23 protein-coding genes are annotated in these 23,930 nt (G+C 67.1%); 14 read left to right on the forward strand and 9 right to left on the reverse strand.

The annotated features are described in order from the left end of the window. Window positions 1–12: 12 nt before the first annotated feature. Genes EH199_RS14470 through EH199_RS14480 form a run of 3 tightly spaced genes read right to left on the reverse strand, consistent with a single transcriptional unit; the run spans window position 13 to window position 2,033 of the window. Window positions 13–876: a metallophosphoesterase gene (locus tag EH199_RS14470; RefSeq protein WP_124810009.1), complete on the reverse strand. Its 864-nt coding sequence runs from the start codon at window positions 874–876 to the stop codon at window positions 13–15. Beyond that, entirely contained in the window at window positions 869–1,723 is an 855-nt protein-coding gene (locus EH199_RS14475; protein WP_124810010.1) for a diacylglycerol kinase family protein, read from the reverse strand. The genes EH199_RS14470 and EH199_RS14475 overlap by 8 nt, the downstream gene beginning before the upstream one ends. Window positions 1,724–1,766: 43 nt before the next feature. Further along, window positions 1,767–2,033, reverse strand: a complete 267-nt coding sequence (locus EH199_RS14480) for a hypothetical protein (protein ID WP_124810011.1) — start codon at window positions 2,031–2,033, stop codon at window positions 1,767–1,769. A gap of 267 nt (window positions 2,034–2,300) precedes the next feature. On the opposite strand from EH199_RS14480, the gene EH199_RS24420 reads away from it, so the two are divergent. Next, a complete protein-coding gene (locus tag EH199_RS24420; protein WP_190287279.1) occupies window positions 2,301–2,603 on the forward strand; it encodes a UrcA family protein in 303 nt (100 codons plus the stop codon). A gap of 69 nt (window positions 2,604–2,672) precedes the next feature. Here the strand turns inward: EH199_RS24420 and EH199_RS14490 are convergent, their stop codons facing one another. Then, window positions 2,673–3,185, reverse strand: a complete 513-nt coding sequence (locus EH199_RS14490) for a helix-turn-helix domain-containing protein (RefSeq protein ID WP_124810013.1) — start codon at window positions 3,183–3,185, stop codon at window positions 2,673–2,675. A gap of 146 nt (window positions 3,186–3,331) precedes the next feature. Between EH199_RS14490 and EH199_RS14495 the strand changes: the two genes are divergently transcribed. The 6 genes from EH199_RS14495 to EH199_RS14520 all read left to right on the forward strand — a co-directional run bounded on the left by EH199_RS14495 (window position 3,332) and on the right by EH199_RS14520 (window position 8,868). Continuing rightward, window positions 3,332–3,676 carry a hypothetical protein gene (locus tag EH199_RS14495; protein WP_223806689.1) on the forward strand — a complete coding sequence of 115 codons (345 nt, stop codon included), beginning with the start codon at window positions 3,332–3,334 and terminating at the stop codon, window positions 3,674–3,676. Window positions 3,677–3,842: 166 nt separating this feature from the next. Next, window positions 3,843–4,562 (forward strand): hypothetical protein, encoded by a 720-nt coding sequence (locus EH199_RS14500; protein ID WP_124810014.1) that lies wholly within the window; start codon window positions 3,843–3,845, stop codon window positions 4,560–4,562. 94 nt (window positions 4,563–4,656) lie between these two features. Next, window positions 4,657–5,622, forward strand: coding sequence for an SPFH domain-containing protein (locus EH199_RS14505; RefSeq protein ID WP_124810060.1), 966 nt, complete (start codon window positions 4,657–4,659; stop codon window positions 5,620–5,622). Further along, entirely contained in the window at window positions 5,615–6,055 is a 441-nt protein-coding gene (locus EH199_RS14510) for an NfeD family protein (protein WP_124810015.1), read from the forward strand. The genes EH199_RS14505 and EH199_RS14510 overlap by 8 nt, the downstream gene beginning before the upstream one ends. Window positions 6,056–6,083: 28 nt before the next feature. Next, on the forward strand, window positions 6,084–6,482 hold the full coding sequence (msrB, locus tag EH199_RS14515) for a peptide-methionine (R)-S-oxide reductase MsrB (RefSeq protein ID WP_124810016.1): 399 nt from the start codon (window positions 6,084–6,086) through the stop codon (window positions 6,480–6,482). 160 nt (window positions 6,483–6,642) lie between these two features. Continuing rightward, window positions 6,643–8,868, forward strand: a complete 2,226-nt coding sequence (locus EH199_RS14520) for a transglycosylase domain-containing protein (RefSeq protein ID WP_124810017.1) — start codon at window positions 6,643–6,645, stop codon at window positions 8,866–8,868. Window positions 8,869–9,094: 226 nt separating this feature from the next. Here the strand turns inward: EH199_RS14520 and EH199_RS14525 are convergent, their stop codons facing one another. From EH199_RS14525 to hflK, 3 genes are all read right to left on the reverse strand, one after another. Continuing rightward, a complete protein-coding gene (locus tag EH199_RS14525; protein ID WP_190287280.1) occupies window positions 9,095–10,636 on the reverse strand; it encodes a Do family serine endopeptidase in 1,542 nt (513 codons plus the stop codon). A gap of 108 nt (window positions 10,637–10,744) precedes the next feature. Then, window positions 10,745–11,599 (reverse strand): protease modulator HflC, encoded by an 855-nt coding sequence (gene hflC / locus EH199_RS14530; RefSeq protein WP_124810018.1) that lies wholly within the window; start codon window positions 11,597–11,599, stop codon window positions 10,745–10,747. A gap of 1 nt (window position 11,600) precedes the next feature. After that, window positions 11,601–12,788: a protease modulator HflK gene (hflK, locus tag EH199_RS14535; protein ID WP_223806690.1), complete on the reverse strand. Its 1,188-nt coding sequence runs from the start codon at window positions 12,786–12,788 to the stop codon at window positions 11,601–11,603. A 303-nt stretch (window positions 12,789–13,091) separates the two neighbouring features. Here hflK and EH199_RS14540 point away from each other — a divergent pair, with 303 nt between their 5' ends. The 5 genes from EH199_RS14540 to dnaA all read left to right on the forward strand — a co-directional run bounded on the left by EH199_RS14540 (window position 13,092) and on the right by dnaA (window position 19,653). Further along, window positions 13,092–13,859: an Mrp/NBP35 family ATP-binding protein gene (locus tag EH199_RS14540; protein ID WP_223806696.1), complete on the forward strand. Its 768-nt coding sequence runs from the start codon at window positions 13,092–13,094 to the stop codon at window positions 13,857–13,859. Between the two features lie 4 nt (window positions 13,860–13,863). Next, entirely contained in the window at window positions 13,864–16,191 is a 2,328-nt protein-coding gene (locus EH199_RS14545; RefSeq protein ID WP_223806691.1) for a molybdopterin cofactor-binding domain-containing protein, read from the forward strand. A 5-nt stretch (window positions 16,192–16,196) separates the two neighbouring features. Then, complete coding sequence (gene hemH / locus EH199_RS14550) at window positions 16,197–17,249, forward strand: ferrochelatase (RefSeq protein ID WP_124810020.1); 1,053 nt, start codon at window positions 16,197–16,199, stop codon at window positions 17,247–17,249. Between the two features lie 182 nt (window positions 17,250–17,431). Beyond that, window positions 17,432–17,692, forward strand: a complete 261-nt coding sequence (rpsT, locus tag EH199_RS14555; protein ID WP_124810021.1) for a 30S ribosomal protein S20 — start codon at window positions 17,432–17,434, stop codon at window positions 17,690–17,692. Window positions 17,693–18,255: 563 nt separating this feature from the next. Beyond that, window positions 18,256–19,653 carry a chromosomal replication initiator protein DnaA gene (dnaA, locus tag EH199_RS14560; RefSeq protein ID WP_124810064.1) on the forward strand — a complete coding sequence of 466 codons (1,398 nt, stop codon included), beginning with the start codon at window positions 18,256–18,258 and terminating at the stop codon, window positions 19,651–19,653. A gap of 46 nt (window positions 19,654–19,699) precedes the next feature. Here dnaA and EH199_RS14565 read toward each other — a convergent pair whose 3' ends face one another. Further along, the gene (locus EH199_RS14565; RefSeq protein ID WP_223806692.1) at window positions 19,700–20,125 is read right to left on the reverse strand and encodes a DUF1489 family protein; all 426 of its coding nucleotides are present in this window, start codon (window positions 20,123–20,125) and stop codon (window positions 19,700–19,702) included. A 16-nt stretch (window positions 20,126–20,141) separates the two neighbouring features. After that, a complete protein-coding gene (gene mgtE, locus EH199_RS14570) occupies window positions 20,142–21,602 on the reverse strand; it encodes a magnesium transporter (protein ID WP_124810022.1) in 1,461 nt (486 codons plus the stop codon). A 113-nt stretch (window positions 21,603–21,715) separates the two neighbouring features. On the opposite strand from mgtE, the gene EH199_RS14575 reads away from it, so the two are divergent. Further along, a complete protein-coding gene (locus EH199_RS14575) occupies window positions 21,716–22,171 on the forward strand; it encodes a peptidylprolyl isomerase (protein WP_124810023.1) in 456 nt (151 codons plus the stop codon). Between the two features lie 213 nt (window positions 22,172–22,384). Then, window positions 22,385–23,920 carry an acetyl-CoA hydrolase/transferase family protein gene (locus tag EH199_RS14580; RefSeq protein ID WP_124810024.1) on the forward strand — a complete coding sequence of 512 codons (1,536 nt, stop codon included), beginning with the start codon at window positions 22,385–22,387 and terminating at the stop codon, window positions 23,918–23,920. The last annotated feature ends 10 nt before the right edge of the window (window positions 23,921–23,930 follow it).

The raw sequence follows: 23,930 nt of genomic DNA on the forward strand, positions 1-23,930 counted from the left end.
GTCGCGCCGCGCTCAATGCACCGGCGGATCGACGTCGGGCACGGCGCCGATCGGGGCCACCGGCGCGCCGGTCTCCCGCGGGGGCAGGGCGTCTTCGGGGATGTCGTCGATCTGCATGGCGCGCGTTGGCACGCGCTCCATATTTCGCACGCGCACGTCGATCCGGCCGTCCGCGATCGTCAGTTCGTTGAAGCTGACCGGAGTCGAGCGGATCCGCTGCGAAAGCGTGCCCGCGCCGATCATGCGGACCGGGCCGTTTGGGGTGGGGTGGATCAGGTCGAACGGATCGTGGACGTGGCCGGAAAGCACGGCCAGCACATCGCGCTTCGCCAGTTCCGCCAGCGCGCGCGATCCTCCCCGCGTCAGCGCCTTGCCGCGCGTGCCGGCCTCCACCAGCGGGTGATGTGCGGTAACGATGGCGCGGACGCCCACGGGAAGCGCGTCGATCGCCGCCAGCGTCTGCGCCAGCGCGCGCCGGGTCACACAGCCTTTCGACCAGTTGAGGCGCGGCTGCGCGCGTGCCGTGGTCTTGAGCGGGATGATCGCGATGCCGTTGACCGGAATCGCGCGCTCGACCAGCGCCTCGATCCGGCGGAAACGGCGATAGGGATCGGTGAAGCGTTCGAAGAGGTTGAAATAGGGCAGGTCGTGATTGCCCACCTCCACCGTCACGGCGGCATCGAGCGAAAGAATCCAGTCGCACGCGGCGGCGAATTCGCGGTGGCGCGCGCGCATCGTCAGGTCGCCGGTGATGGCCACCGCGTCGGGCCGTTCGCGCGCGATGCTTTCGCGCGCCCAGGCCAGCGCCTCGCGGTCCTCCAGCCCGAAATGGATGTCGCTGAGATGGAAGATCCGGATCGGGGCAGAGCTACTCATGCTGCCGGATGCTAGACAGGAAATTCACGTCGCAGTCCATGATTTCGAACGTCTCTTCGCGCGCTCCGGTGCGGCGTTCGCCGTCGATCATCAGTTCGATCGGTTCCTCGGAGCGGCAGCGCACGCGATCGTGTTCGCCCAGCTTGTCGTGCGGGCCAGTGCGGAAATCCCGCCGCAGGATCGCGCCCGCTTGCTGTGCGATGCCGGCGATGTCCTGCGGGCCATAGGCATCGACAGCCATGCCCGCAGCGCCGGGGTGAAGGCGTATGGCGGGGTAGCCTTCCTCGCGCCCCGTTGCCGGCTCGACGATCGTCACGCCGGGGTCCGAGGCGCTGCGGCGAATCGCTTCGCCCAGCGATGTCGCGATGCCGCCCAGGTCGCCGTCGCGGATTTCCTCGCGCACGTCGGCCCATACCGCGCCGGGGCCGGCCACGATCTCGCACAGGGCGTCGCCTTGCGCGCAGCGGATCAGGCGGCGGCGTGTGGATGAGAGGCTGCCCTGTTCCAGCGCCGCAACCACGCCTTCGACAGACACGTCTTCGCCATGCAGCGCCTTGGCCATGAGGTTCTGCGTGCCGCCCGGCAAGACGAGCACGTCGCCTTGCCAGCCATAGAGCCGCGTGCACTGCGCGTTGACGGTGCCGTCCCCGGTGAACACCGCAAGCATGCCGATGCCTTCGCGGTCGAGATCGGCGCGCGCCGGCAGGGCATCGTCAGGAAAGCGCACGACGCGCGCCGGTTCTCTCCCGGTGGCGGCCAGTCTGGCCATCAGGTCGTCGAGCGCGTCGTCGCTGTTGCTGCCGCTGGCCGCGTTGGCGACCAGCCAGATTGGCGGGGTTCGGTCCATCGTTCGGGCAATGCGGCTGGGCGCGCGTGGTTCCCGGACCGGTTCAGATACGGTCGCTCAGGATCAGCCACGCGGATAGGCCGTTGAGCGCGGTATAGCCGAGGTAGGCGACCGGCCCCCACGCAATGCCCTGCGCGGTCAGCAGCAGCCCGGCAAACAGCATCAGGAATTCGACCGCGAAGCTGAAGCGCCGGTGGAGGCCGTGATAGAACCAAGGCATTTTGCCCAGCAGCGGATGGCCGCTGTCCAGGACTGCCCGGTGCAGAGCGAAATTGCCGATGCCGAGCAGGAATGTGACGAAAATGTCCATTGCCGCGTAACGATAGAACTCTTCTTCCCGGTTGTCAGCAACATGCGGCCCATGCGGTTCACCGGATCAGGACGGTCGTTCATCGGACGCGGTCGCTTCTCGTCGGCGGGACTTCCTGCCTTGTCGATGACGGCGGGCGCGACGGGGCGGGGCGGCGTAGGACAACTTCAGCGACGGCGTTGCCCCCCATACCCCGATCTGCCGTCGCAGCCCCCCTTCCGGGATCGACCGCCAAACGGTTCCGGACACCAGATTGAGGACCAGACCATGACCGCTCTCACCAAGACCGCTTTCGCTACTGCCCTTTTGGGCCTGACCATCGCCGCGCAGCCCGCCTTTGCCCAGGAAACCCGCGCGGTGGACTATGCCGATCTCGACCTTTCCACGCCGCACGGACAGTCCGCGTTCGACGCCCGCCTGCGCAGCGCGGCCCGCGGTGTCTGCGGCATCGGCACCGATCGCGCTTCTCTGAACGAGCAGGTGTCCGAACGGACTTGCTATAACAGCGCGCTGAACAATGCGCGGGCGAAATTCGCCTCGATCAAGCGCGGACCGGTCCACAGCCGGTAATCTGCACCCCGGGGGCGGACCTCAGCCCCCCGCTCCCGGGTTCTTTTTGCAGATAGTCTGCGGGGCTTGCTACCCGACGATGCGGACCGGAGCTGTTCCGGCAGCAACGCCGCCCGCTTCTTCCGCTTCCACATCCGCCAGATCACGCCAGGTGAGGTCGCTGTGCTTCAACTGGCGATCGTCGTGCGCGCGGATCGTGATCGGCGCGATGGGCCTGCCGTCGCGCGCGTCGCACAGCACCGGATTGGCGGCGACGCCGAGTTGCCATTTCTCGCCCCACTGGCGCAATGCCAGCATGGCCGGCAACAGGTCGAATCCCTTTTCCGTCAACCGGTATTCGATGCGACGGCGATCGTCGGCGCAATGCTCGCGCTTGAGAATGCCTGCTTCGACCAGCCTTGACAGGCGGTTTGAAAGGATGTTCCGGGCGATCCCAAGCTCGTCGAGGAAATCCTCGAAGTGCCGGACGCCGTTCAGGGCGGCGCGCAGGATCATGAACGACCAGCGCTCGCCCATGGCTTCCAGCGCCACGGGAAGGCCACACTGTCCGATCTCGGCAAGGGGTTCGTGAAGTTTGTGCATGTCGTCGCGCTTGTACCCCATATCGTCGGCCTATTTAAGTTTTTAGTTGCAACTTAAAACTTATCGATATAGGAAACGATTCGCAACGGAAATCGACCCTCTCCAAGGACCCCATGATTTCCTTGCCATGAAAAAGGGGAAGAATCATGATTGCACTTCGCCATGGCGCGTTGCGCCAGCTTGCGCCTGCCGTTCTCGCGCTGGTCGGAACGGTCGCCGGTTTCACCGCAACCGCCACGCCTTCGCACGCAGCGGGCGGCTACTATTCCGTTACCCTGGCAACGGCTCTCGATGCGCCCAAGCGCCTGATCGAACACGGCGTTGCCTGGTCCTGCACCGGATCGGAATGCTCGGGCGCGCGCGACACCTCGCGCCCCGCGATGGTCTGTGCGCGCATTTCCCAGAAGGTCGGCACGATCGCCCGCTTCGCCACGCCGGACGGCGAGCTTTCCGCCGAGGAACTTGCCCGCTGCAACGGCGGGAAGGCCTGATTCTGGCCTGAAGGATCGATCCGGGCCTTAACAAGCGCCCGGCCGATCCGATCTTTTCTCCAGCTCGTGTCCTCCCGCTACCCTGCCGGACACGCCAAACCTGCCAGGGCCGCGAGCGTCATGCTCGCGGCTTCTTTTTTGCGCACGCCGCGCCTATAGCCTGACCATGCGCATTCCCGCCGCGCTTGCCGCGCTTTCGTTGCTTGTTCCATCTGCCCTGCCGGCATCCCCGGCCGTGGCGGCGGATGCGGCCGCCGATGCGGTTACAGCTGACAGCCTGACCCCGGAACACCGCGCCGCGCTGCAATGCGCCGCCGTCTTCGCGATCGTTGCGTCCGAGCAGGCCAACGGGGCACCTGCCGCGCTCGCGTTCCCGCCGCTGGCCGTGCGGGGAAAGCGCTATTTCGTCGAGGTAAGCACGCGGGTCGTCGCCGAAGCCGGCCTGACGCGCGAACAGGTGCGCGATCTGATCGTGGCCGATGTCGGCACCTTGCAGAAGGGCGCCAGTGCCGATCCCGCGGATGCTGTGCTGGCTGCGCAGATGCGCGCCTGTCTTCCGCTGCTGGACAAGACCGTTCCGCCACTGCGCGCGCCCGACCTTCTGCAATGCACCGCGATCCTCTCTCTCGCCTTCGAGGAAATTCACGGGCGCGAGGGCATGACGCCGGCGGCGCAGGACATGAAGACGCTGGCCTCGGTGCTGACCGCGCGCGAGCGTGAAGCGCTGATCGCCGCGGGCAGGAGCGGCGACCAGGCCGACCGGGCGATCGCCGAGGCGCACGACGCCATGCTCAAGGAAGCGTTCGACGAGGGCGGGGGTGTCGAAAAGTACGACATCGCCCACTGTTACGACCTCGCGAAGCCGGATCAGAAATCGCACTATTGATCAGGTTCCATCGCGCTTCGTTGGCCGGAGCGGTTTGTGCTTGGCTGGAATGCGCCGTGCGCTAGACTCCGGCATCGAAGTGATGGGGGTGGCGATGGAAGGCGTTCTCGTTCTGCTGGCGGTGCTCGTTGCCGTCTATTTCTTCACCGGCGTCCGCGTCGTGCGCCAGGGCTATGTCTATACCATCGAGCGGCTGGGCAAGTTCACCCTGGCGGCCACGCCCGGCCTGCATTTCATCATGCCGTTCGTCGATCGCGTCGGGCGCAAGGTCAACATGATGGAGCAGGTGCTCGACATCCCCGGCCAGGAGATCATCACCCGCGACAACGCCATGGTCGGCGTGGACGCCATCGTGTTCTTCCAGGTGCTGGACGCGGGCAAGGCGGCCTACGAGGTATCGGACCTCTTCGTCGCGATCATGCAACTCACTACCACCAACTTGCGCACGGTGATGGGGTCGATGGACCTGGACGAGACGCTGTCCAAGCGGGACGAGATCAATGCCCGCCTGCTGGCCGTGGTCGATCACGCCACCTCGCCCTGGGGCCTCAAAATCACGCGCGTCGAGATCAAGGACATCCGCCCGCCAGCGGACATTTCCAACGCCATGGCGCGCCAGATGAAGGCCGAGCGCGAGAAGCGCGCGCAGATTCTCGAGGCCGAGGGGCTGAAAAGCGCGGAAATCCTGCGCGCCGAAGGGCAGAAGCAGGCGCAGATCCTCGAAGCCGAAGGGCGGCGCGAAGCGGCCTATCGCGATGCCGAGGCGCGCGAACGCGCGGCCGAGGCCGAGGCACGGGCCACACAGGTCGTGTCCGAGGCGATCGCGTCTTCGGGCACGCAGGCGCTCAACTATTTCGTGGCGCAGAAATATGTGGAGGCGGTGCAGCAGTTCGCGGTTTCGCCCAACGCCAAGACCATCCTGTTCCCGGTGGAGGCGACGCAACTGATTGGCTCGCTGGGCGGTATCGGGGAACTGATCGGCGATGCGGTGAAGCCCCGGGCCAACCCCGCACCGGCGGACAAGGCGGGGGCGGACAAATCGGGGATAGGCCGTGCTTGACGCCCTGGCGCCGCACTGGGGCTGGCTGGCGCTGGGAGTCGCGCTGGCCATCGCGGAACTCGTCGCCCCGGGGTATTTCCTGATCTGGCTGGCAGCGGCGGCGCTGCTCACGGGCTTCGTGGCGGCGGCGCTGCCGGTGGCGCTGGCCGCGCAGGTGGTGCTGTTCGCCGTGCTGGCGGGCTGCGTGCTGTTTGCGGCGCGGCGCTGGCTGGCCCGTAATCCGGTGGTTTCGGCCGATCCCCTGCTCAACGATCGCGGCGGGCGGCTGATCGGCCAGAGCGTCACCGTCGTCCAGGCGATCGACGGCGGCGGCGGACGCGTGCGCCAGGGTGATACCGAATGGCTGGTGCGCGGCCCGGATGCGCCGGTCGGCGCGCGGATGCGCGTGGCCGGGCACGATGGCGCGGTGCTCATTGTAGAGTTTCCCGACTGACCCCATATGCGCGGCAAAGGAGATCCCCATGGCCGACAAGCTGAACCTCACCGAAGCCGAATGGCGTGAAAGGCTGACGCCGGAGCAGTACGCGATCCTGCGGCAGGCGGGCACCGAGCGCGCCTTCACCGGCAAGTACGAAAAGAACAAGGCGGCGGGCGACTATGTCTGCGCCGGCTGCGGCGCGCCGTTGTTCGATGCCGCCACCAAGTATGACAGCGGCTCCGGCTGGCCGAGCTTCTATGCGCCGATGGAGGCCGAGGCGGTGGACGAACACCGCGATGTCACACACGGCATGGTCCGCACCGAAGTGCGCTGTGCGCGCTGCGACGGGCACTTGGGCCACGTGTTCCCCGATGGCCCCGCGCCCACCGGCCTGCGCTATTGCATCAACAGTGCCTCGCTGGATTTTTCGCCCGAGGACTGACGGGAGGGGCCTTTTCCGCGCGCGGGAAAACTTCCGATTAACCCTGCGTTACAAATAGCCTATGCAAAGGGCGGTTCGCGTTGGGGGCCATCCATGCCGGATGCCGTGTTGCTCCCGCCAGCATGGTTCGCAGTAGACGGAAAGGTCCGGTAGAAGACTGATGGCCAGACGGGATATTCCACGCAGCCCGGATTCGGGCGGCTCTTCCCGCGCGCCGAAGAAGCCATCGGCCTTCCGCCGTTGGATACGGCGCATTTTCGTCTGGGGCGGCGGCCTTGCGCTCCTCGCGGTGATCGGCGCGGCGGTGGCGGTGTTCGTCACCGCGCGCTCGCTGCCGAGCTACGAGAAGCTGAAGTCCAGCCAGGCCGGCCAGATGATCGTGGTACGCGCCAACGACGGGTCGGAAATCGTCACCCTGGGGCCAAGCTACGGCCGGTGGATTCCCTACGATCGCATCCCGCGCGTGATGCGCGATGCGATGGTTTCGGTGGAAGACCGGCGTTATCGCGAACACTGGGGCGTGGACCCGCTGGGCATTGCCCGTTCGCTGATGGTCCGCGTCGAAAGCGGGCGCTGGCGGCAGGGCGGGTCCACGATCACGCAGCAGCTTGCCCGCAACATCTTCCTCAACAACAGCCGCACCTTCGACCGCAAGCTGCGCGAGGCGGTGCTGGCGCTGGCGCTGGAGCAGAAGTTCTCCAAGGACCAGATCCTCGAACTCTATCTCAACAAGGTATACTTCGGTGGCGGCGCCTATGGCGTCGATTCCGCCGCGCGCAAGTTCTTCGGCCATTCGGGCGAGCGCCTGTCGCTGGCCGAGGCATCGATCATCGCCGGGCTGGTGAAAGCGCCTTCGCACTATTCGCCGACTGCCGATGCCGAGGCCGCCGTCGGGCGCGCCAAGGTCGTGCTCGACGTGATGCAGCGCAACGGCACGATCACACCCGCCGACGCCGCGGCGGTCAATTTCAAGGACGTGAAGCTGGCGGGTGAGGAGGGGCAGAATTCCGCGCGCTACTTCACGGACTGGGTTCTGCCGCAACTGGACCTGATCCTGCCGGAAAACGACCAGCCGATCGAAGTCTGGACCACGCTTGACCCCGTCATGCAGCGCGCCGCGACCAGCGCGATTCAGGGCTATGCTCCCAAGGGCGCACAAGGCGCGATGGTCAGCGTGGACCGCGATGGCGCGGTGCTGGCGATGGTGGGCGGCACGGATTACGTGACGTCCAACTACAACCGCGCCACCAACGCCGTGCGCCAGCCCGGCTCGGCGTGGAAGCTGTTCGTCTATCTCGCCGCACTCGAGGCTGGCTACACGCCGGATTCGCGCGTGGTCGATGCGCCGGTCACGATCGACGGGTGGTCGCCGCGCAATTCGGGCGGCACTTACGCCGGCGAAATCGACGTGCGCACCGCCTTCGCCTATTCCAAGAACACCGTGGCCGCGCAGCTCGGCAACGAGGTAGGCTTCGGCGCGGTGGCCAACATGGCCCGCCGCTTCGGCATCACCACGCCGATCAACACGTTGCCCTCGATGGTGCTGGGCACGTCCGACGTGCGCGTGATCGACATGGTGCGCGCCTTCGCCGCGGTGCAGAACAAGGGCGCGTCGGTCACGCCCTATGGCATTCGCAAGATCACCACCACGGACGGCGAGGTGGTCTATAGCCACCGCCCTGATGCGTCGCAGCAGCTTGTGCCCACGTATGTCGCGGCCGGCATTACCGATCTGCTGCAGACGGCGGTCAGCATCGGTACGGGCCGCGCCGCGCAGATCGGCCGGCCGGTGGCAGGCAAGACCGGAACGACCAGCTCGAACAAGGATGGCTGGTTCCTCGGCTTTTCCAGCGGCATCACCACCGGCGTATGGATGGGGCGCGACGATGCCCACGCGGTGCCGGGATTGCAGGGCGGCACCGCGCCGGCGCGCGCGTTCGCGGCCTACATGAAAGTCGCCACCGCCAAGCGCCCGGCGGAGAAGTTCGATACCGAACTCAAGCTGCCGCAATGGCAGCTCGAGCCCGACGACGAGGCCCTGCTCAACAATTCCGACAACTACTTCTACGTGGATGAGAACGGCAATCTGGTCGACCAGGGCGGGCAGGCCCCGGCAGGCGGCGCACCGGGTGGGCCGGGGAACGGTCCAGCAGGCGGCGCGCCGGGTATCGGCAGCAACACGCCCTCGGGGGCGCAGCGCGAACGCCAGCCGACCTACCGCGATGGCAACGGCGCCGATGGCAGCGGCCCGGCGGCCGCGAACGACGATTTCCTCGACCGCGCGATCGGGCGGGGCCGGAACGACGCCAACGGCCAGGCCGCACCGCGCCCCCGACCGACCGGCGGCACCCGCGCCACCGTTGGCGGAGGGCAGGGCAACCCCTGATCGTTTGCTTGCGCTCGGTCGGGAAGGCTGGTTCCATCAGATGCAAACGCGGAGCGCGGAAAGCCCACCCCGCTGCGACTAGCGCCGCCTACGGCGACGCAAGTCTCGCTCCCCTCCCGCTTGCGGGAGGGGCCGGGGGTGGGCAGCCACCCACTTTCCAACCGCCAACAAAAAAGGAGGGCGGTAAGGCCCTCCTTCTTCGTGTTCCGCTATCGCGCCCGTGCGGTCAGCGCAGGCGCACCGGCACGTAGATCGCCGGCTGGCCGCGGCGCTGGACGCGCAGCAGCACGGCTTCGCGGTTTTCCGCCTTGGCGGCGCGCACCACGGCTTCGAGATCGGCGATGCTGGTCAGCGCGCGGTAATTGGCCGACAGGATGATGTCGCCGCGCTGCAGCCCCTTGGAGCCGGCGTCCGACGAATCGTCGACCGCCGTGACCACCACGCCGCGCGTATCGTCGCTGGCGCCAAGCTGGCGGGCGATCTGGGTGGTCAGCGGAATGGCGGCCAGGCCGAGCGACTGCTGGATCACGGTGCCGTTCTGCTTCTGGCTCTGGCTCTTGCCGCCGAAGCTGTCGTCCTGATCCTGCGCGTCGGGATCGAAGCTCTGCTTGGCCAGCTCCTCTTCGGTCGGGCGCTTGTCCACCACCGCGTTCACGGTCAGGCGCTGGCCGTTGCGGACCAGTTCGATCGGGATGCGCGTGCCGGGCGCGGTGTTGGCGACGATGAACGACAGCGTCTGTTCCGGCGTCACTTCCTTGCCCGCCACGGAGACGACCACGTCGCCCGCCTGGATGCCGGCCTTGGCCGCGCCATGGCCCGGCTCCACCGACTGGATGAATTCGCCGCGCTTCTTGGCCAGACCCAGCGAAGCGGCCAGATCGTCCGACAGCGGCTGGATCCGCACGCCCAGATAGCCGCGTTCGATCGCCTGGCCCTTGATCAGCTTGTCCACGATCGGCGCGGCGGTTTCGGCGGGAATGGCGAACCCGATCCCCACGCTGCCGCCGGTGGGCGAAAAGATCGCGTTGTTGATGCCGATCACGTTGCCCTGCATGTCGAACATCGGGCCGCCCGAGTTGCCCCGGTTGATCGATGCGTCGGTCTGCAGATAGCGGTCATAGGCCGAACCCGAACCGGTGTTGCGATAGACCGCCGAGATGATGCCCTGCGTGACGGTGCCGCCCAGGCCGAACGGGTTGCCGATCGCGATCACCCAGTCGCCCACGCGCGCCTTGCGCGAATCCCCGAACTTCACGAACGGGAAGGGCTTGGAACTGCTGATCTTCAGCACCGCGAGGTCGGATGCGGCATCGCGGCCGATCAGCTTGGCGGGATAATCGGTGCCGTCGGTCATCGTCACGGTGATCGATTCGACCTCACCCTGGCCGTCGGCGGTGATGACGTGGTTGTTGGTCACCACATAGCCGTCGGCGGAAATGACGAAGCCCGATCCCAGCGACTGCGCCTCGCGCGTGGTGGTGCCGCCGCCGCCCTGGCCGCCGCCGAACAGATCGCCGAAGGGCGTGCCGGCGAACGGATTGTTGTTCTGCACCTTCACCCGCTGGCGGGTGGAGATGTTCACCACTGCCGGCTGAAGCTGCTGGGTCAGGTCGGCGAAGCTGGCCGGCGCGCCGGCGCGGGGGACGACCGCCTGCATCTGTGCGCTGTCGTTCTGCGCGACCTGCGCCCCGGCGGGAAATCCGGTGACCAGCGTCAGAGCGCTGCCGGCGAGGAGCAGGGCCGTAGTCACACCATAAGCATATCGCACGTGGCCATTTCCTTCTTGTCTGTTCGATTGGGGCGGAGTGCCGCCGCGTGAGATCCCGCCCCGTTTTTCACGCTTTGTTGCATGAACGGGATTTGAATGACGCGGTTCCTACTTTCCCCTGAACTGCTTCAGATATTCGTTGTCCGGCGACAGCACGATCGAGGTGCTGCTGCCCTTCTGCGCGAAGGTCGCGTCATAGCTCTGCATCGCGCGGTAGAAGTCGTAGAACGCCGGGTCCTTGCCGAAGCTGTCGGCATAGGTCTTCGCGGCGGAAGCGGACGCTTCGGCGCGGATGATCTGCGCGTTCTTCGAGCCCTGCGCGCGGATCGTCGCCGCCTCCTGCTGGCGCGCGGTGCTCATCCGGGTGAAGGCGCTGTCCAGCGGGGTGCCGTCGGGCAGATCCGCCCGCTTGATCCGCACGTCGATCACTTGCGCGCCGTATTCGCGCGCTTCGCTGTCCAGCCCGGCGCGGATGTTGGCCATGGCCTGCCCCCGTTCGGCGGTCAGCAGCGAGGCGAAGGTGCGGTTGCCCAGTTCCTGGCGCAGCGCCGAATTGAGGATTGGCTGGAGCTGTTCGGAAACGCGGTCCACCGTGCCGGCGGTCTGGTACATCTTGACCGGATCGATCACGCGGTACCGGGCATAGGCGTCCACCTCCAGCCGGCGCTGGTCGGCCGAGGTCACCTGCTGGCGTTCCAGGTCGACGTCCAGCACGCGCTTGTCGATGCGCACGGCCTGTTCGAAGAACGGAATTCGCCAGCTCAGGCCCGCTCCGGTCTGGCCGTAGTCGGTGTTGGGCCTGAAACGGTTGATCACGCGCACGGGATCGCCCAGCCGGACGATCAGCACCTGTTCCTTTTCATCGACGACGATCAGCGAACTGATCGCCAGCAGCAGCACCGCGGCCAGCACGCCGAGCAGCACCTTCTGTTCGCGCCACAGGTTCTCGAAGAAGCCGCCCATGTCAGCGGCCCTCCGTCGGTGCGGGCTTGGGTTGCTGCATCAGTTGCGGCAACGGCAGATAGGGCGTGACGCCCGGCGTTTCGACGATCACCTTGTCGGTCTGGCTCAGCACGCGTTCCATCGTTTCATAGTACATCCGGCGCCGCGTCACTTCCGGGGCCAGCTTGTATTGTTCATAGACCTTGTCGAACGCGGTTGCATCGCCCTGCGCGCGCGCGGTGGTTTGCTGCGCCCAGGCCTGCGCGCGGTTGACGTCGCTCTGCGCGTCCTGCTGTGCGGCCAGCACTTCCTTGAAAGCGTCCACCACCTTGGCGGGCGGGTCCACCTTCTTGATGTCCACGCCCTGGATCAGGATGCCCGAACGGTAGGCGTCGAGCACCTTCTGCATCCGGTCGCGCGCGCTTTGTTCGATCGAGGCGCGGCCTGCGCCCATGGCGTCGTTCAGCGTGACTTCGGCGATCGACTGGCGCATCGCCGCTTCGGCCACCTCGCGCACCGTCTGGTCCGGATCGGCCAGCTGGAACGAATAGAGCTTCAGGTTCTTGATGTTCCAGCGCACGAGGTACGACAGGTCGACAAGGTTCTGATCGCCCGTGAGCATCAGCTTCTCGCCATCGCCTTCCGGAATCGATTCCCGGCGGATCGAGGTGACGTCCTGCGTCGCGACCGACTGGATCGGCCAGGGCAGCGTCAGCGCCATGCCGGGGTCCAGCATCCGCGAATACTTGCCGAACGTGGTGACCACGCCCTTTTCCTGCGGCGAGATGCGATGGACCATGGAAGCGCCCAGCCAAACGGCCGCGACCAGCGCGATGCCGATCGGCAGCCACGACTTGCCGTCCGGCCGCTGCGGCAGGCGCGGCAGCGTCGGCCCCTTGCCGCCGCCATCGCCTCCGCCAGGACGGCCGCGCCCGGTGCGCGCGCGGAAGATGTCCTCGATGCTGGCGGAGCGCCGACCTTCGCCCGACGAAGGCGGCAGCCAGGGATTGCGAGGGCCGTTCGGTTGCTTCGGCTCCTGCGGCTTTTCGCCCGCCGGTCCGTCCGGCGCATCGGCGTCCTCGCCACCCGTGGCCGAAGGCGCGGCGCCGCCCGGCTCGCTGCCGTCGGCGCTGTCAGGATCGCCCCATGGGCTTTTCTTGCCGGCCATCGCCAGGCCGATGCGCGTCATCCGCTCGCCAAAACTGCTCATGAGGTCGTTATAGGAACGGGTTTCGCGGAAAAACAGTGTCTCCTCCCCAAAATTCATCTGCTAGGACGCGCGCGAGTTGGAAGGCCCGGAAGAACAGGAAAACACGTGAGTCTGAACGAAGACGCGCTGCGAAGCGCCCTTGAGGAACTGGCTGGCGCGCGGCTGCAATCGCTGCGCGGCGCGGATGGCATCGCCACGATCGTGCTGGACGTCGGCGGGATGGACCGCATGGAGCGGGACCGGCTGGAAATGGCGGTGCGCGACGCCGCGCGCAAGGCGGGTGCGCAGGACGTGCGGCTGGCGATGACGGCGGAGAAGCGCCAGCGCCGCATCATCGCTGTCGGTTCGGGCAAGGGCGGCGTGGGCAAGTCGACGCTCTCGGCCAATCTCGCGGTCGCCATGGCGCGGCTGGGGCGCAAGGTGGGGCTGGTCGATGCCGATATCTACGGCCCTTCGCAGCCGCGCCTGCTGGCGACCGAGGGCCGCCGCCCGGAGGGCGAAGGCAACAAGATGATCCCGGTGCCTAGTCCGTTCGGCGTGCCGATGCTCTCGATGGGGCACCTTGTCCAGCCCGGGCAGGCGATCGCCTGGCGTGGGCCGATGGCGGGCAACGCGCTGGGCCAGCTGATCGACGCGCACTGGGGGGATGCCGAGATCATCGTGGTCGATCTGCCGCCCGGCACCGGCGACGTGCAGCTGACCATGCTGCAGAAGCACAAGCCCGCCGGCGCGGTGATCGTGTCCACGCCGCAGGATCTGGCGCTGATGGATGCGACCCGCGCGATCGGGCTGTTCGAACAGGGGCAGGTGCCGCTGATCGGCCTTGTCGAGAACATGGCCGGCTATATCTGCCCCCATTGCGGGGAGGAGAGCGACCCGTTCGGCATCGGCGGCGCGGAGGCGGCGGCGAAGACCATGAACCTGCCATTCCTGGGCCGCGTGCCGCTGGACCTGGCGATCCGGCGCGACAGCGATGCGGGCCACCCGCCGGCGGCGGGCGAAGGGCCGCAGGCCGAAGCCTTCGCCACGATCGCGCGCGGCGTGTTGCGCTGGCTGGACGGGCAGGGCTGATCGCGTGGCGCTGGGCGGGCGGCTGACCCGGCGGGGGCTGCTGGTCGGTGCGGCCGGCGCCGCCGCGGCGGGTGGCGGCCTGCTGTTGGCGTTCTCGCTGGTGCCGCGCCACTACGCCACGCCATTGCGCGCGGGCGATGGCGAGCATGTTTTCGACGCCTTCATCCGGATGGCGGCGGATGGCGCGGTCAGCGTCGCCGTGCCGTTCTGCGAGATGGGGCAGGGCATCACCACGCTCGTCGCGCAGATCGTCGCGTGGGAACTGGGCGCGGACTGGCGGCGTGTGGGCGTGGAACCCGCGCCGGTCAGCCCGGTCTATGCCGATCCGGTGCTGGCCGCGCACTGGGCGCCGCTGTGGATGCCGCTTGGCGCGGGGCTGGCGGAGAATCCGGACGGGGTGCTCGCCCGGCTGAAGGCCGAACGCGAACCGTTGATGATTACCGCCGATGGCACGGCGCTGGCGGCGTTCGAACAACCGCTGCGCGCGGCCGCCGCCGGCGTGCGGGCGATGCTGACCCGGGCGGCGGCGGCGGAATGGAACGTCGGCTGGGAGGAGTGCGAGGCACGGGATCATTTCGTGATCCATGGCGACAAGCGGCTGGCCTTCGCCGCGCTGCTGGAAAAGGCGCTGGCCTATGATCCGCTCGATCCGCCGGTGCTGCGCGCCGGCGCGCCGGCGGAACGGCCGCGCGATTTCCCCGAAGGCGCGCGGCCACGCTATCCCCGGCTCGATCTGCCGGCCAAGGCGGACGGCAGCTTCGTGTTCGCGGGGGATGTTCGGTTGCCGGGCATGGTCTTCGCCGCGATCGCGCACGGGCCGCAGGGCAACAGCGTGCTCTCCAGCCACGACAAGGACGCGGCGGCGGGCGTGCGCGGACTTGTCGGCGTGGTCCATGCCAAGCGCTGGCTGGCGGCGGTGGCGACGACCTGGCACGCGGCGAACAAGGCGGTGAAGGCGATGGAGCCGCGGTTCCGGGCGGCCGGCCCGATCGCGGACAGTGCCGCGATCGACCAGGCGCTCAATACCGCGCTGCAAAAGGGCCGTCCCGTCCGCGTTGCCGCGGATGGCGATCCCGATGCCCTGCTGGAAAAGGCCGGGCCGGTGAAACTGGGGCTTGCCGCTCGCTACGATGTCGAGCCGGCGCTGCACGCGCCGCTGGAAACGGCCACGGCCACGGCGCGGCTGCGCGACGGCAAGCTGGAGCTGTGGGTGGCGACGCAGGCGCCCGAACGGGTGCGCCGCGCCGGCGCGCTGGCGGCCGGCGTCTCGCGCGCGGACGTGATCGTTTATCCGATGCACGCCGGCGGCAGCTTCGATGCGCGGCTGGACAGCCGCGTGGCGGCGGAGGCGGCATCGATCGCGCGGCAGGTGGGCCGCCCGGTGCAACTCGTCTGGTCGCGCTGGCAGGAATCGCTGGCCGGCCTGCCGCGCACGCCGGTTTCGGCCGAGCTGGCCGGTTCGCTCAGCCCCGATAAGCAGCATGTCCTTGGCTGGCGCGCGCGCATGGCGCTGCCGCCGACCGCGATCGAATCCGGCCTGCGGCTGCTGCATGACCGTGGCGTGCCCGACGCGCTGGAAGCGAGCGAGGGGAGGGCCGATCCGCTTGCCTGCGAAGGGGCTTTGCCGTTCTATGGCATTCCGGAAAAGGCGGTCGATCACATCGCGGCCAGCCTGCCGCTGCCGACCGCGCGCTATCGCGGCAATGCCCATGGCTATGCCGCCTTCTGCAACGAGAGCTTCGTCGATGAACTTGCCCATGCCGGCGGGCAGGAGCCGCTGGCGTTCCGCATGGGCATGCTGGGCGGGCAGCCGCGCCTGGCCGCCTGCCTTTCCGGCGTGGCGCGCATGGCGATGTGGGGCGGCGGGGCGGATGCTTCGGGGCAGGGCATCGCCTGCCATCGCATGGACCTGCCGACAGGCAAGGGGCAGGTGCGCAGCGGCTTCATCGCGGTCGTGGCCACCGCCCGGCAGGACGAAGGCGCGGTCCGGGTCGACCGGCTTTCGGTGTTCTGCGACATCGGCCGGATCGTGAACATGGACATCGCCCGGCAGCAGGTGGAGGGCGGGCTGGTGTTCGGGCTGGCGCAGGCCATCGGCGGCAGCACGGCCTATGCCGGCGGGCTGCCGGTGTCGGGACGTCTCGCGCAGCTCGGCCTGCCTTTGCTGGCTGATTGCCCGAAAGTCGATGTTGCATTCGCCGAAAGCAGCGAGGAACCGTTCGATCCGGGGGAACTGGCCGTGGTCGCGGTCGCGCCCGCCATTGCCAACGCCCTGTTTTCGGCCACGGGGTTGCGGTTTCGCCGGTTGCCGCTGCTATCCGAAGGTCTGTGACGCGCATGACTGTGAACGTATCCTCCGCCAATCACCGGCCCGCCGACCACCCGCCGGTCGCCACCGGCCGGATCGGCGTGCTGCTGGTCAATCTTGGCACGCCGGACGCGCCCGAGCGCGGCGCGGTGAAGCGCTATCTCAAGGAATTCCTGTCCGATCGGCGCGTGGTCGAGATTCCCGCGCTGGTCTGGCAGCCGATCTTGCGCGGCATCATTCTCAACACGCGGCCGGCGAAGTCGGCCCATGCCTATGGCCAGGTCTGGGGCAGGGACGGATCGCCGCTGGCCGCGATCACCGCCGCGCAGGCGGCGGCGTTGCAGGCCCGGCTTGAGCAGGCGCATTCCGGCGATGCGGTGATCGTGCGCCACGCTATGCGCTATCAGAACCCGGCGATCGCGCGCGAACTCGATGCGCTGGTGGAGGCCGGGTGCGAACGCATCCTGTTCGCGCCGCTCTACCCGCAGTATTGCGCCGCCACCACGGCCAGCGCCCTCGACGCGCTCGGCACGTGGATCGCCAGCCGCCGCCGCCTGCCGGCCCTGCGCACGCTGCCGCCCTACCACGACGATCCGCTCGCCATCGCGGCGCTGCATCGCGATCTGTCGCGCCAGATGGCGGTGCTGGACTTCGTGCCCGAACTGCTTCTGCTGAGCTACCACGGAATGCCCGAGCGCACGCTGCATCTGGGCGATCCCTATCACTGCCATTGCCGCAAGACGTCCCGGCTGCTGCAGGAGGCTTTTGCGGATACGCATGCCGGCCTGCGGATCGAAACGACCTTTCAATCGCGGTTCGGGCGTGCCCGCTGGCTGGAGCCGGCCACTGACGCCGTGCTGAAGGCTGAAGCCGCGAAAGGCACGCGGCGGATCGCCGTGGCCGCGCCGGGCTTTTCCGCCGATTGCCTCGAAACGCTGGAGGAACTGGCGATTCGGGGCCGCGATGATTTCCTGGCGGCGGGCGGAACCGACTTTGCCACGCTTTCCTGCCTTAACGCGGGGGACGAGGGCGTCCGCCTGCTCGAAGCGCTCGTGCGGCGCGAGCTTGCGGGGTGGCTATAAAGCGCTTATCGGCATCTTCGAAGGACGAGGCGCCGGAAACCGGTCGAATCTGTTGACGATTCGCCCGTCTGTGGGTATGGGCGCCGCTTTCCGGCGGGCTTGCCCGCCTTGTACGTGCAAGCAACCAGGATTTTCCCGGTCCGTCTCCGGACGGCCCGCCAGAGGACAGAAACAGGACAGACATGGCCAATACGCCGCAAGCCCGCAAGCGCATCCGTCGCAACGAACGTCGCGCCGAAATCAACGGCAACCGCCTTTCCCGTATCCGCACCTTCGTGAAGAAGGTCGAATCGGCGATCGCCGGTGGCGACAAGTCGGCGGCGGCTGAAGCGCTCAAGGCGGCGCAGCCGGAACTGGCGCGTGGCGTGGCGCGCGGTGTGCTTCACAAGAACACCGTGGCGCGCAAGATGTCGCGCCTGACCAAGCGAGTCGCGGCTCTCTGATTCGACCGCCCATCCCCCATCGGGGATGATGCTCAGGGTCGATACGGATATCTGACAGAGGAAAAGGCCGGCGGTTTCATCGCCGGCTTTTTCGTTTTTCGGTTCCGTGACTATTTGCGGTCGCAGCAAGTCATGGATTTTCCGCGATTCGCTTTGCCTCTGCAGCGAAACGTATATTTTTCAAATACTTACGAGATTTCCGCGGCGTCTGGCGAGTCAAGGCGATTTATTTCAGTTTTTTTGCGTCGCCACGCTTGCGCTCCGCCCCCCGTCACCAATAGACAGGCTGAACCGGCATCGTTGATCTCACGGAGCCGTAACAAGCACTGGGATCAGCGTGACGGTGTCACGGAAATCGCATGGTTCGAGTCCGCTGGCGGAATCCCCGCCGGCGGTCGGGGGTTCGTCATGTCTGCGGCGGGGGGATGTCGTCGCAGGCCTTGATCAGGTCGGGACAGCGCCGCGTGAAGATGGATGAATTTGGCAGCGCGGGCGGCTACCGCGCACCGGCTGCGCGTGGGGGCGGCTCGGAAGCCGTTTCAGGCAGGAAGGGACGGGACGGGATGATCGAGGACCAGGAAGCGCTGGATCTGGCAGCGGACTGGGCCGACATCAGCCAGGGTCTGAAAAAGGATCTGGGATCGCAGCTGCACGGGCAGTGGATCAAGCCGATCCAGCTTGGCAGCTTCTGCAAGGAAACCGGCACGCTCGACCTGTTCCTGCCGACCGAGTTCTCCGCGAACTGGGTGGCGGATCGCTTCGCCGATCGCCTGTCGCTGGCGTGGAAGATCGCGCGGTCGGAAGTGCGTCAGGTGCGCATCACGGTGCATCCGCGCCGCCGCGCCATGCCCGAACTGCGCATCGGCGGCGATGCACCGGTGCCGGCGGCGTCGGCCACCGTGCGTACCCCGGCTTCGATCGGCATGTCGGATTCGCTGGTTTCGGGCCTCGATCCCTCGCTGATCTTCGCCGAATTCGTGAGCGGTTCGGCCAACGTGCTGGCGGTCAACGCGGCGCAGCGCATGGCCGCGCTGGAGACGCCCCAGTTCTCGCCGCTCTATCTCAAGGCCTCGACCGGGCAGGGCAAGACCCACCTGTTGCACGCGATCGGCCACGCCTATGCCGCGAACCGGCCCGGCGCGCGCATCTTCTACTGCTCGGCCGAGCGCTTCATGATCGAATTCGTACAGGCCATGCGCCAGAACGAGATGATCGAGTTCAAGGCGCGCCTGCGCGGGTTCGATCTGCTGCTGGTCGACGATATCCAGTTCATCATCGGCAAGGCGAGCACGCAGGAGGAATTCCTGCACACGATCGACGCGCTGCTGGCCGCCGGCAAGCGGCTGGTCGTCGCGGCGGATCGTGCGCCGCAGGCGCTCGATGGGGTCGAACAGCGGCTGCTGTCGCGCCTGTCGATGGGGCTGGTGGCCGATATTCAGCCGGCCGACATCGAACTGCGCCGCAAGATCCTCGAACACCGCCTGTCGCGCTTCACCAGCACGCAGGTTCCGTCCGACGTGATCGAATTCCTCGCGCGCACGATCAACCGCAATATCCGGGAACTGGTCGGCGGCCTCAACAAGCTGATCGCCTTCGCCCAGCTCACTGGCCAGCCGGTCTCGTTGCAACTGGCCGAGGAACAGCTCACCGACATTCTCTCGGCCAACCGCCGGCGCATCACGATCGACGAGATCCAGCGCACGGTCTGCCAGTTCTACCGCGTGGACCGCACGGAAATGGCCTCCAAGCGCCGTGCCCGCGCCGTGGTCCGCCCGCGCCAGGTGGCGATGTATCTCGCCAAGGTGCTGACACCGCGCAGCTATCCGGAAATCGGCCGCAAGTTCGGCGGGCGCGATCACTCCACCGTGATTCACGCGGTGCGGCTGATCGAGGAACTGCGCACGCGTGATGCCGACATGGACGGTGACGTGCGCACGCTGCTGCGTCAGCTCGAAGACTGACGGGAAACGGGGGCGGGCCTGACACGCCCCGCGCCCGTCGATTGCTTCAGACCAGACCCAGCTTTGCCAGCTCGCCGGCCAGCCCGGCGGGCAGGGCTTCGCCCGCTTCCCCCATGGCCAGATCGCGCGGCGCGTCCTTGTCTTCCAGATAGCGCCAGCCCTGGTGCGCGCGGCGCGGCACGGGGTGGACGTCGATCAACTGGGTGGAGATGACGATGTGCGTCTTGCCGCCCTCGGCTTCCTCGAAGCCCAGGATCGGCGATCGGGCGACGAGCTGGTGCTTCAACACCCAGAACAGCGATCCGCCGACCATTTCGGCGTGGCGCTTGGGCAGGTAGCGCGTGGTCAGCCGCGCTTCCGGTCCGCGCTGCGCGAACCAGGCGTGGACCTCGGCCAGCGACTGCGCGCCATAGGCGACCTTGGTCATGTGCAGACGCGGGGCTTCATCGTCCATCAGGCCTTCATCGTCCATCAGGCATCGTCCATCGTCAGGCGCCGATTCCCGCCAATGTCGCCAGACCCAGGAAGCTGAGGAAGCCCATGCAATCGGTGCACATCGTCACGAACACCGCGGACGAGGTGGCCGGATCGATGTTCATGCGATCGAGCGTGACGGGCACGAACACCCCGGCCAGCCCGGCGACCATGTTGTTGATGAAGATCGCGGCGGCGAAGACCAGCGCGAGCGGCACGCTGTGCCAGATGAAGAACGAGCCGATCCCGATCAGCGTCCCGAGCGAAACCCCGTTGGTGGCCGCGATGCGGAACTCGCGGCTCAGCACGCGCAGGGTGTTGCTGCTGGTCAGCTGGTTGGTGGCGATGGCGCGGACGATCACGGCCAAGGTCTGCGTGCCGGCGTTTCCGCCCATCCCCGTGACGATGCCCATCAGCGTCGCCAGCACCGCGTAGCGCGCGATCTCGGCATCGAACAGGCTGACCACGCTGGAGGCCAGCATCGCCGTCGGCAGGTTGACCAGCAGCCACAGCAGGCGCGTGCGCACGGTGAGGTGCAGCGGCTCGTTGATGTCGCCATCGCCGGCGCCGGACAGCAGCAGCGCGTCCTCGCCCGCTTCTTCCTGGATGATGTGGACCACGTCATCGACGGTGATCTGGCCGACCAGCCGCCCGTCCTCGTCGACCACCGCGGCGGAGATCAGCGCATACTTCTGGAAGCGGAGCGCCACTTCCTCCTGATCCATCGTGACCGGAATCAGCGTCTGGTCGCGCTTCATCACGTCCGCCAGCGCCACGTCGCGCGGCGTGCGCAGAATCCACGAAAGCACGCAGGTGCCGATCGGGCGGTGCTTGTGATCGACGATGAACACTTCCCAGAACTCGGTGGCGAGGTCCTGGTTTTCGCGCAGATAGTCGATGAGATTGCCGACGGTGAGATGTTCAGGCACCGCGATCAGATCGCGGCTCATCAGGCGGCCGGCGGTCTCTTCCGGATAGGACAGCGCGCTTTCGATCGCGGCGCGATCCTCCGGATCGAGCTCGGCGAGGACGGCTTCCTTGTCCTCCTCGTCGAGGTCCTCGATCAGGGCGACCGCGTCGTCGGTCTCCATCTGCTCGGCCAGCTCGGCGACTTCGTCGGGATCGAGCTGGTCGATCAGCGATTCGCGGACGTGATCGTTGAGTTCGGCGAGCACTTCGCCGCCCATCAGGTCGTTGATGGCGCGGGCCAGCCGGGGGCGTTCCTCGGCGTCGATCAGCTCGAACAGGTCGGCGATGTCGGCGGGGTGCAGCGGTTCGACCAGGTCATAGACGGCGTCGCGGTCGCCTTCGTCCAGCGCATCGCAGACCTTGCGGATGAATGCCGGCTTCAGCGTGTTGTGTTCTTCGTCCAGACTCTCCGCATGGCGCGCGCTTTCCTCGGCCGGCGATGCATCGCCGCCGTCGGCAAGGGCCAAGTCGATGGCCAGGTCGATCCGGTCGTCTTCGCGCTCCATCAAGGGCCGGGATAGGCGGTCGCAAGCCAAAAGCAACGCCCGAAAAGAGCATGGCGTGACTTTGTCGGGGAAGACCCTATATCGGCGGCAGACAAGGAAGGATTTTGTGACAGATGGCTGAAGAGAAACTCGTCTTCTCGCTCGATTCCGGCGATGTCGTGATCAAGCTGCGCCCCGATCTTGCACCCAATCATGTGGCGCGGATCAAGGAACTGGTCGGCGAAGGCTTCTATGACGGCGTGAAGTTCCACCGCGTGATCCCGGGCTTCATGGCGCAGGGCGGCTGCCCACAGGGCACCGGCATGGGTGGCTCGGACAAGCCCGACCTGCAGGCGGAATTCAACAGCGAACCGCACGTGCGCGGCGTCTGCTCGATGGCGCGGACGAGCTATCCGCATTCGGCGAACAGCCAGTTCTTCATCTGCTTCGACGATGCGCGCTTCCTCGACAAGCAGTACACCGTCTGGGGCCAGGTCGAGAGCGGCATGGAACACGTCGATGCGCTGCCCAAGGGCGAGCCGCCGGCAAACCCCGGCGTGATCCGCAAGGCGAGCATCGTCTCGGCCTGATCGACCGGCACGGCTCGATTGCAAAAAGGGAACCGACCCCGTCGGTTCCCTTTTTTCATGTCCGGGCAAATGCGCTATAAATCGCCAAATCCCGGTGATTGCATTATGCGCAATTACACTTTTGCGTGGGAATATAAGGAATTGCTACGACGGAAGTAGTGGTTATCAACCACTCGCCACGGGTCTACGCGCGGCCAAACAGCGGAGAGTCCCATGTCTCAGTCCTCCCTTTCGCAGCGCATTGCCCATCCGGCCCTTCAGGCGCGCGTGACCGATGCCGATAGCGCCGCCGCGCTGATACCCCCTGGCTCCACCGTCGGCATGAGCGGCTTTACCGGCGCGGGTTATCCCAAGGCGGTTCCGCTGGCGCTGGCCAAGCGGATCGAGGCGGCCCATGACGCGGGCGATCCGTTCCGCATCAAGGTCTGGACCGGGGCCTCGACCGGCCCGGAACTCGATGGCGCGCTGGCCAAGGCGAAGGGCATCGATTTCCGCCTGCCTTATAATTCGGACCCGATCGCGCGCGAACAGATCAACCGCGGCGAGATGAACTACTTCGACATGCACTTGTCGCAAGTCGCGCCGATGGCGTGGCAGGGCTTCCTCGGCCCGCTCGACATCGCGCTGATCGAAGTGACCGCGATCCTGCCCGACGGGTCGCTGGTGCCGTCCTCGTCGATCGGCAACAACAAGACCTGGCTCGATCGCGCCGACAAGGTGATCCTCGAAGTGAACCGCTGGCAAAGCGAGGCGCTGCACGGGATGCACGACGTCTATTACGGCACCGCCCTGCCGCCGCACCGGGTGCCGATCCCTCTGATCCGCCCCGAAGACCGCATCGGCCAGACGACGTTCCGGTGCGATCCCGCCAAGGTGATCGCCGTGGTCGAAACGGATTCGCCCGATCGCAACCAGCCGTTCAAGGCGCCGGACGCCAACGCCCGCGCCATCGCCGGGCACCTGATGGAATTCTTCGCGCACGAAGTGAAGATGGGGCGCCTGCCGCCGTCGCTGCTGCCGATCCAGTCGGGCGTGGGCAACATCGCCAACGCCGTGCTGTCGGGGCTGATGGACAGCCCGTTCGAGAACCTGACCGCCTATACCGAAGTGTTGCAGGACGGGATGCTTGACCTGCTGTCCGCCGGCAAGCTGCGCATGGCGTCGGCCACGGCCTTCTCGCTCAGCCCCGAAGCGGCCGAGACGATCAACGCCGATATGGCGCGCTATCGCGACCGGCTGGTGCTGCGCCCGCAGGAGATCAGCAACCATCCCGAACTGATCCGCCGGCTCGGCTGCCTCGCGATGAACGGGATGGTCGAGGCCGACATCTACGGCAACGTCAATTCCACGCACCTGATGGGATCGCGCATCCAGAACGGCATCGGCGGGTCGGGCGATTTCGCGCGCAACGCCTATATCTCGATCTTCATGGCCCCATCGACCGCGAAGGGCGGCCAGATTTCGACGATCGTGCCGCAGGTCAGCCACGTCGATCACATCGACCAAGACGTGCAGATCATCGTGACCGAACAGGGCCTGGCGGATCTGCGCGGGCTGCCGCCGCGCAGCCGCGCCGAACTGGTGATCGGCAACTGCGTGCATCCCGCATACCGGGATATGCTGGCCGACTATTATGCGCGTGCCTTGCGCGATTCCTGGGGCAAGCATTCGCCGACGCTGCTGACCGAGGCGCTGGCATGGCACCAGCGCTATATCGATACCGGTTCGATGTTGGCGCCAGCCGGCTGACGGGGCGGGC

The sequence above is a fragment of the Novosphingobium sp. LASN5T genome (assembly GCF_003856955.1).
Lineage (GTDB): Bacteria > Pseudomonadota > Alphaproteobacteria > Sphingomonadales > Sphingomonadaceae > Novosphingobium.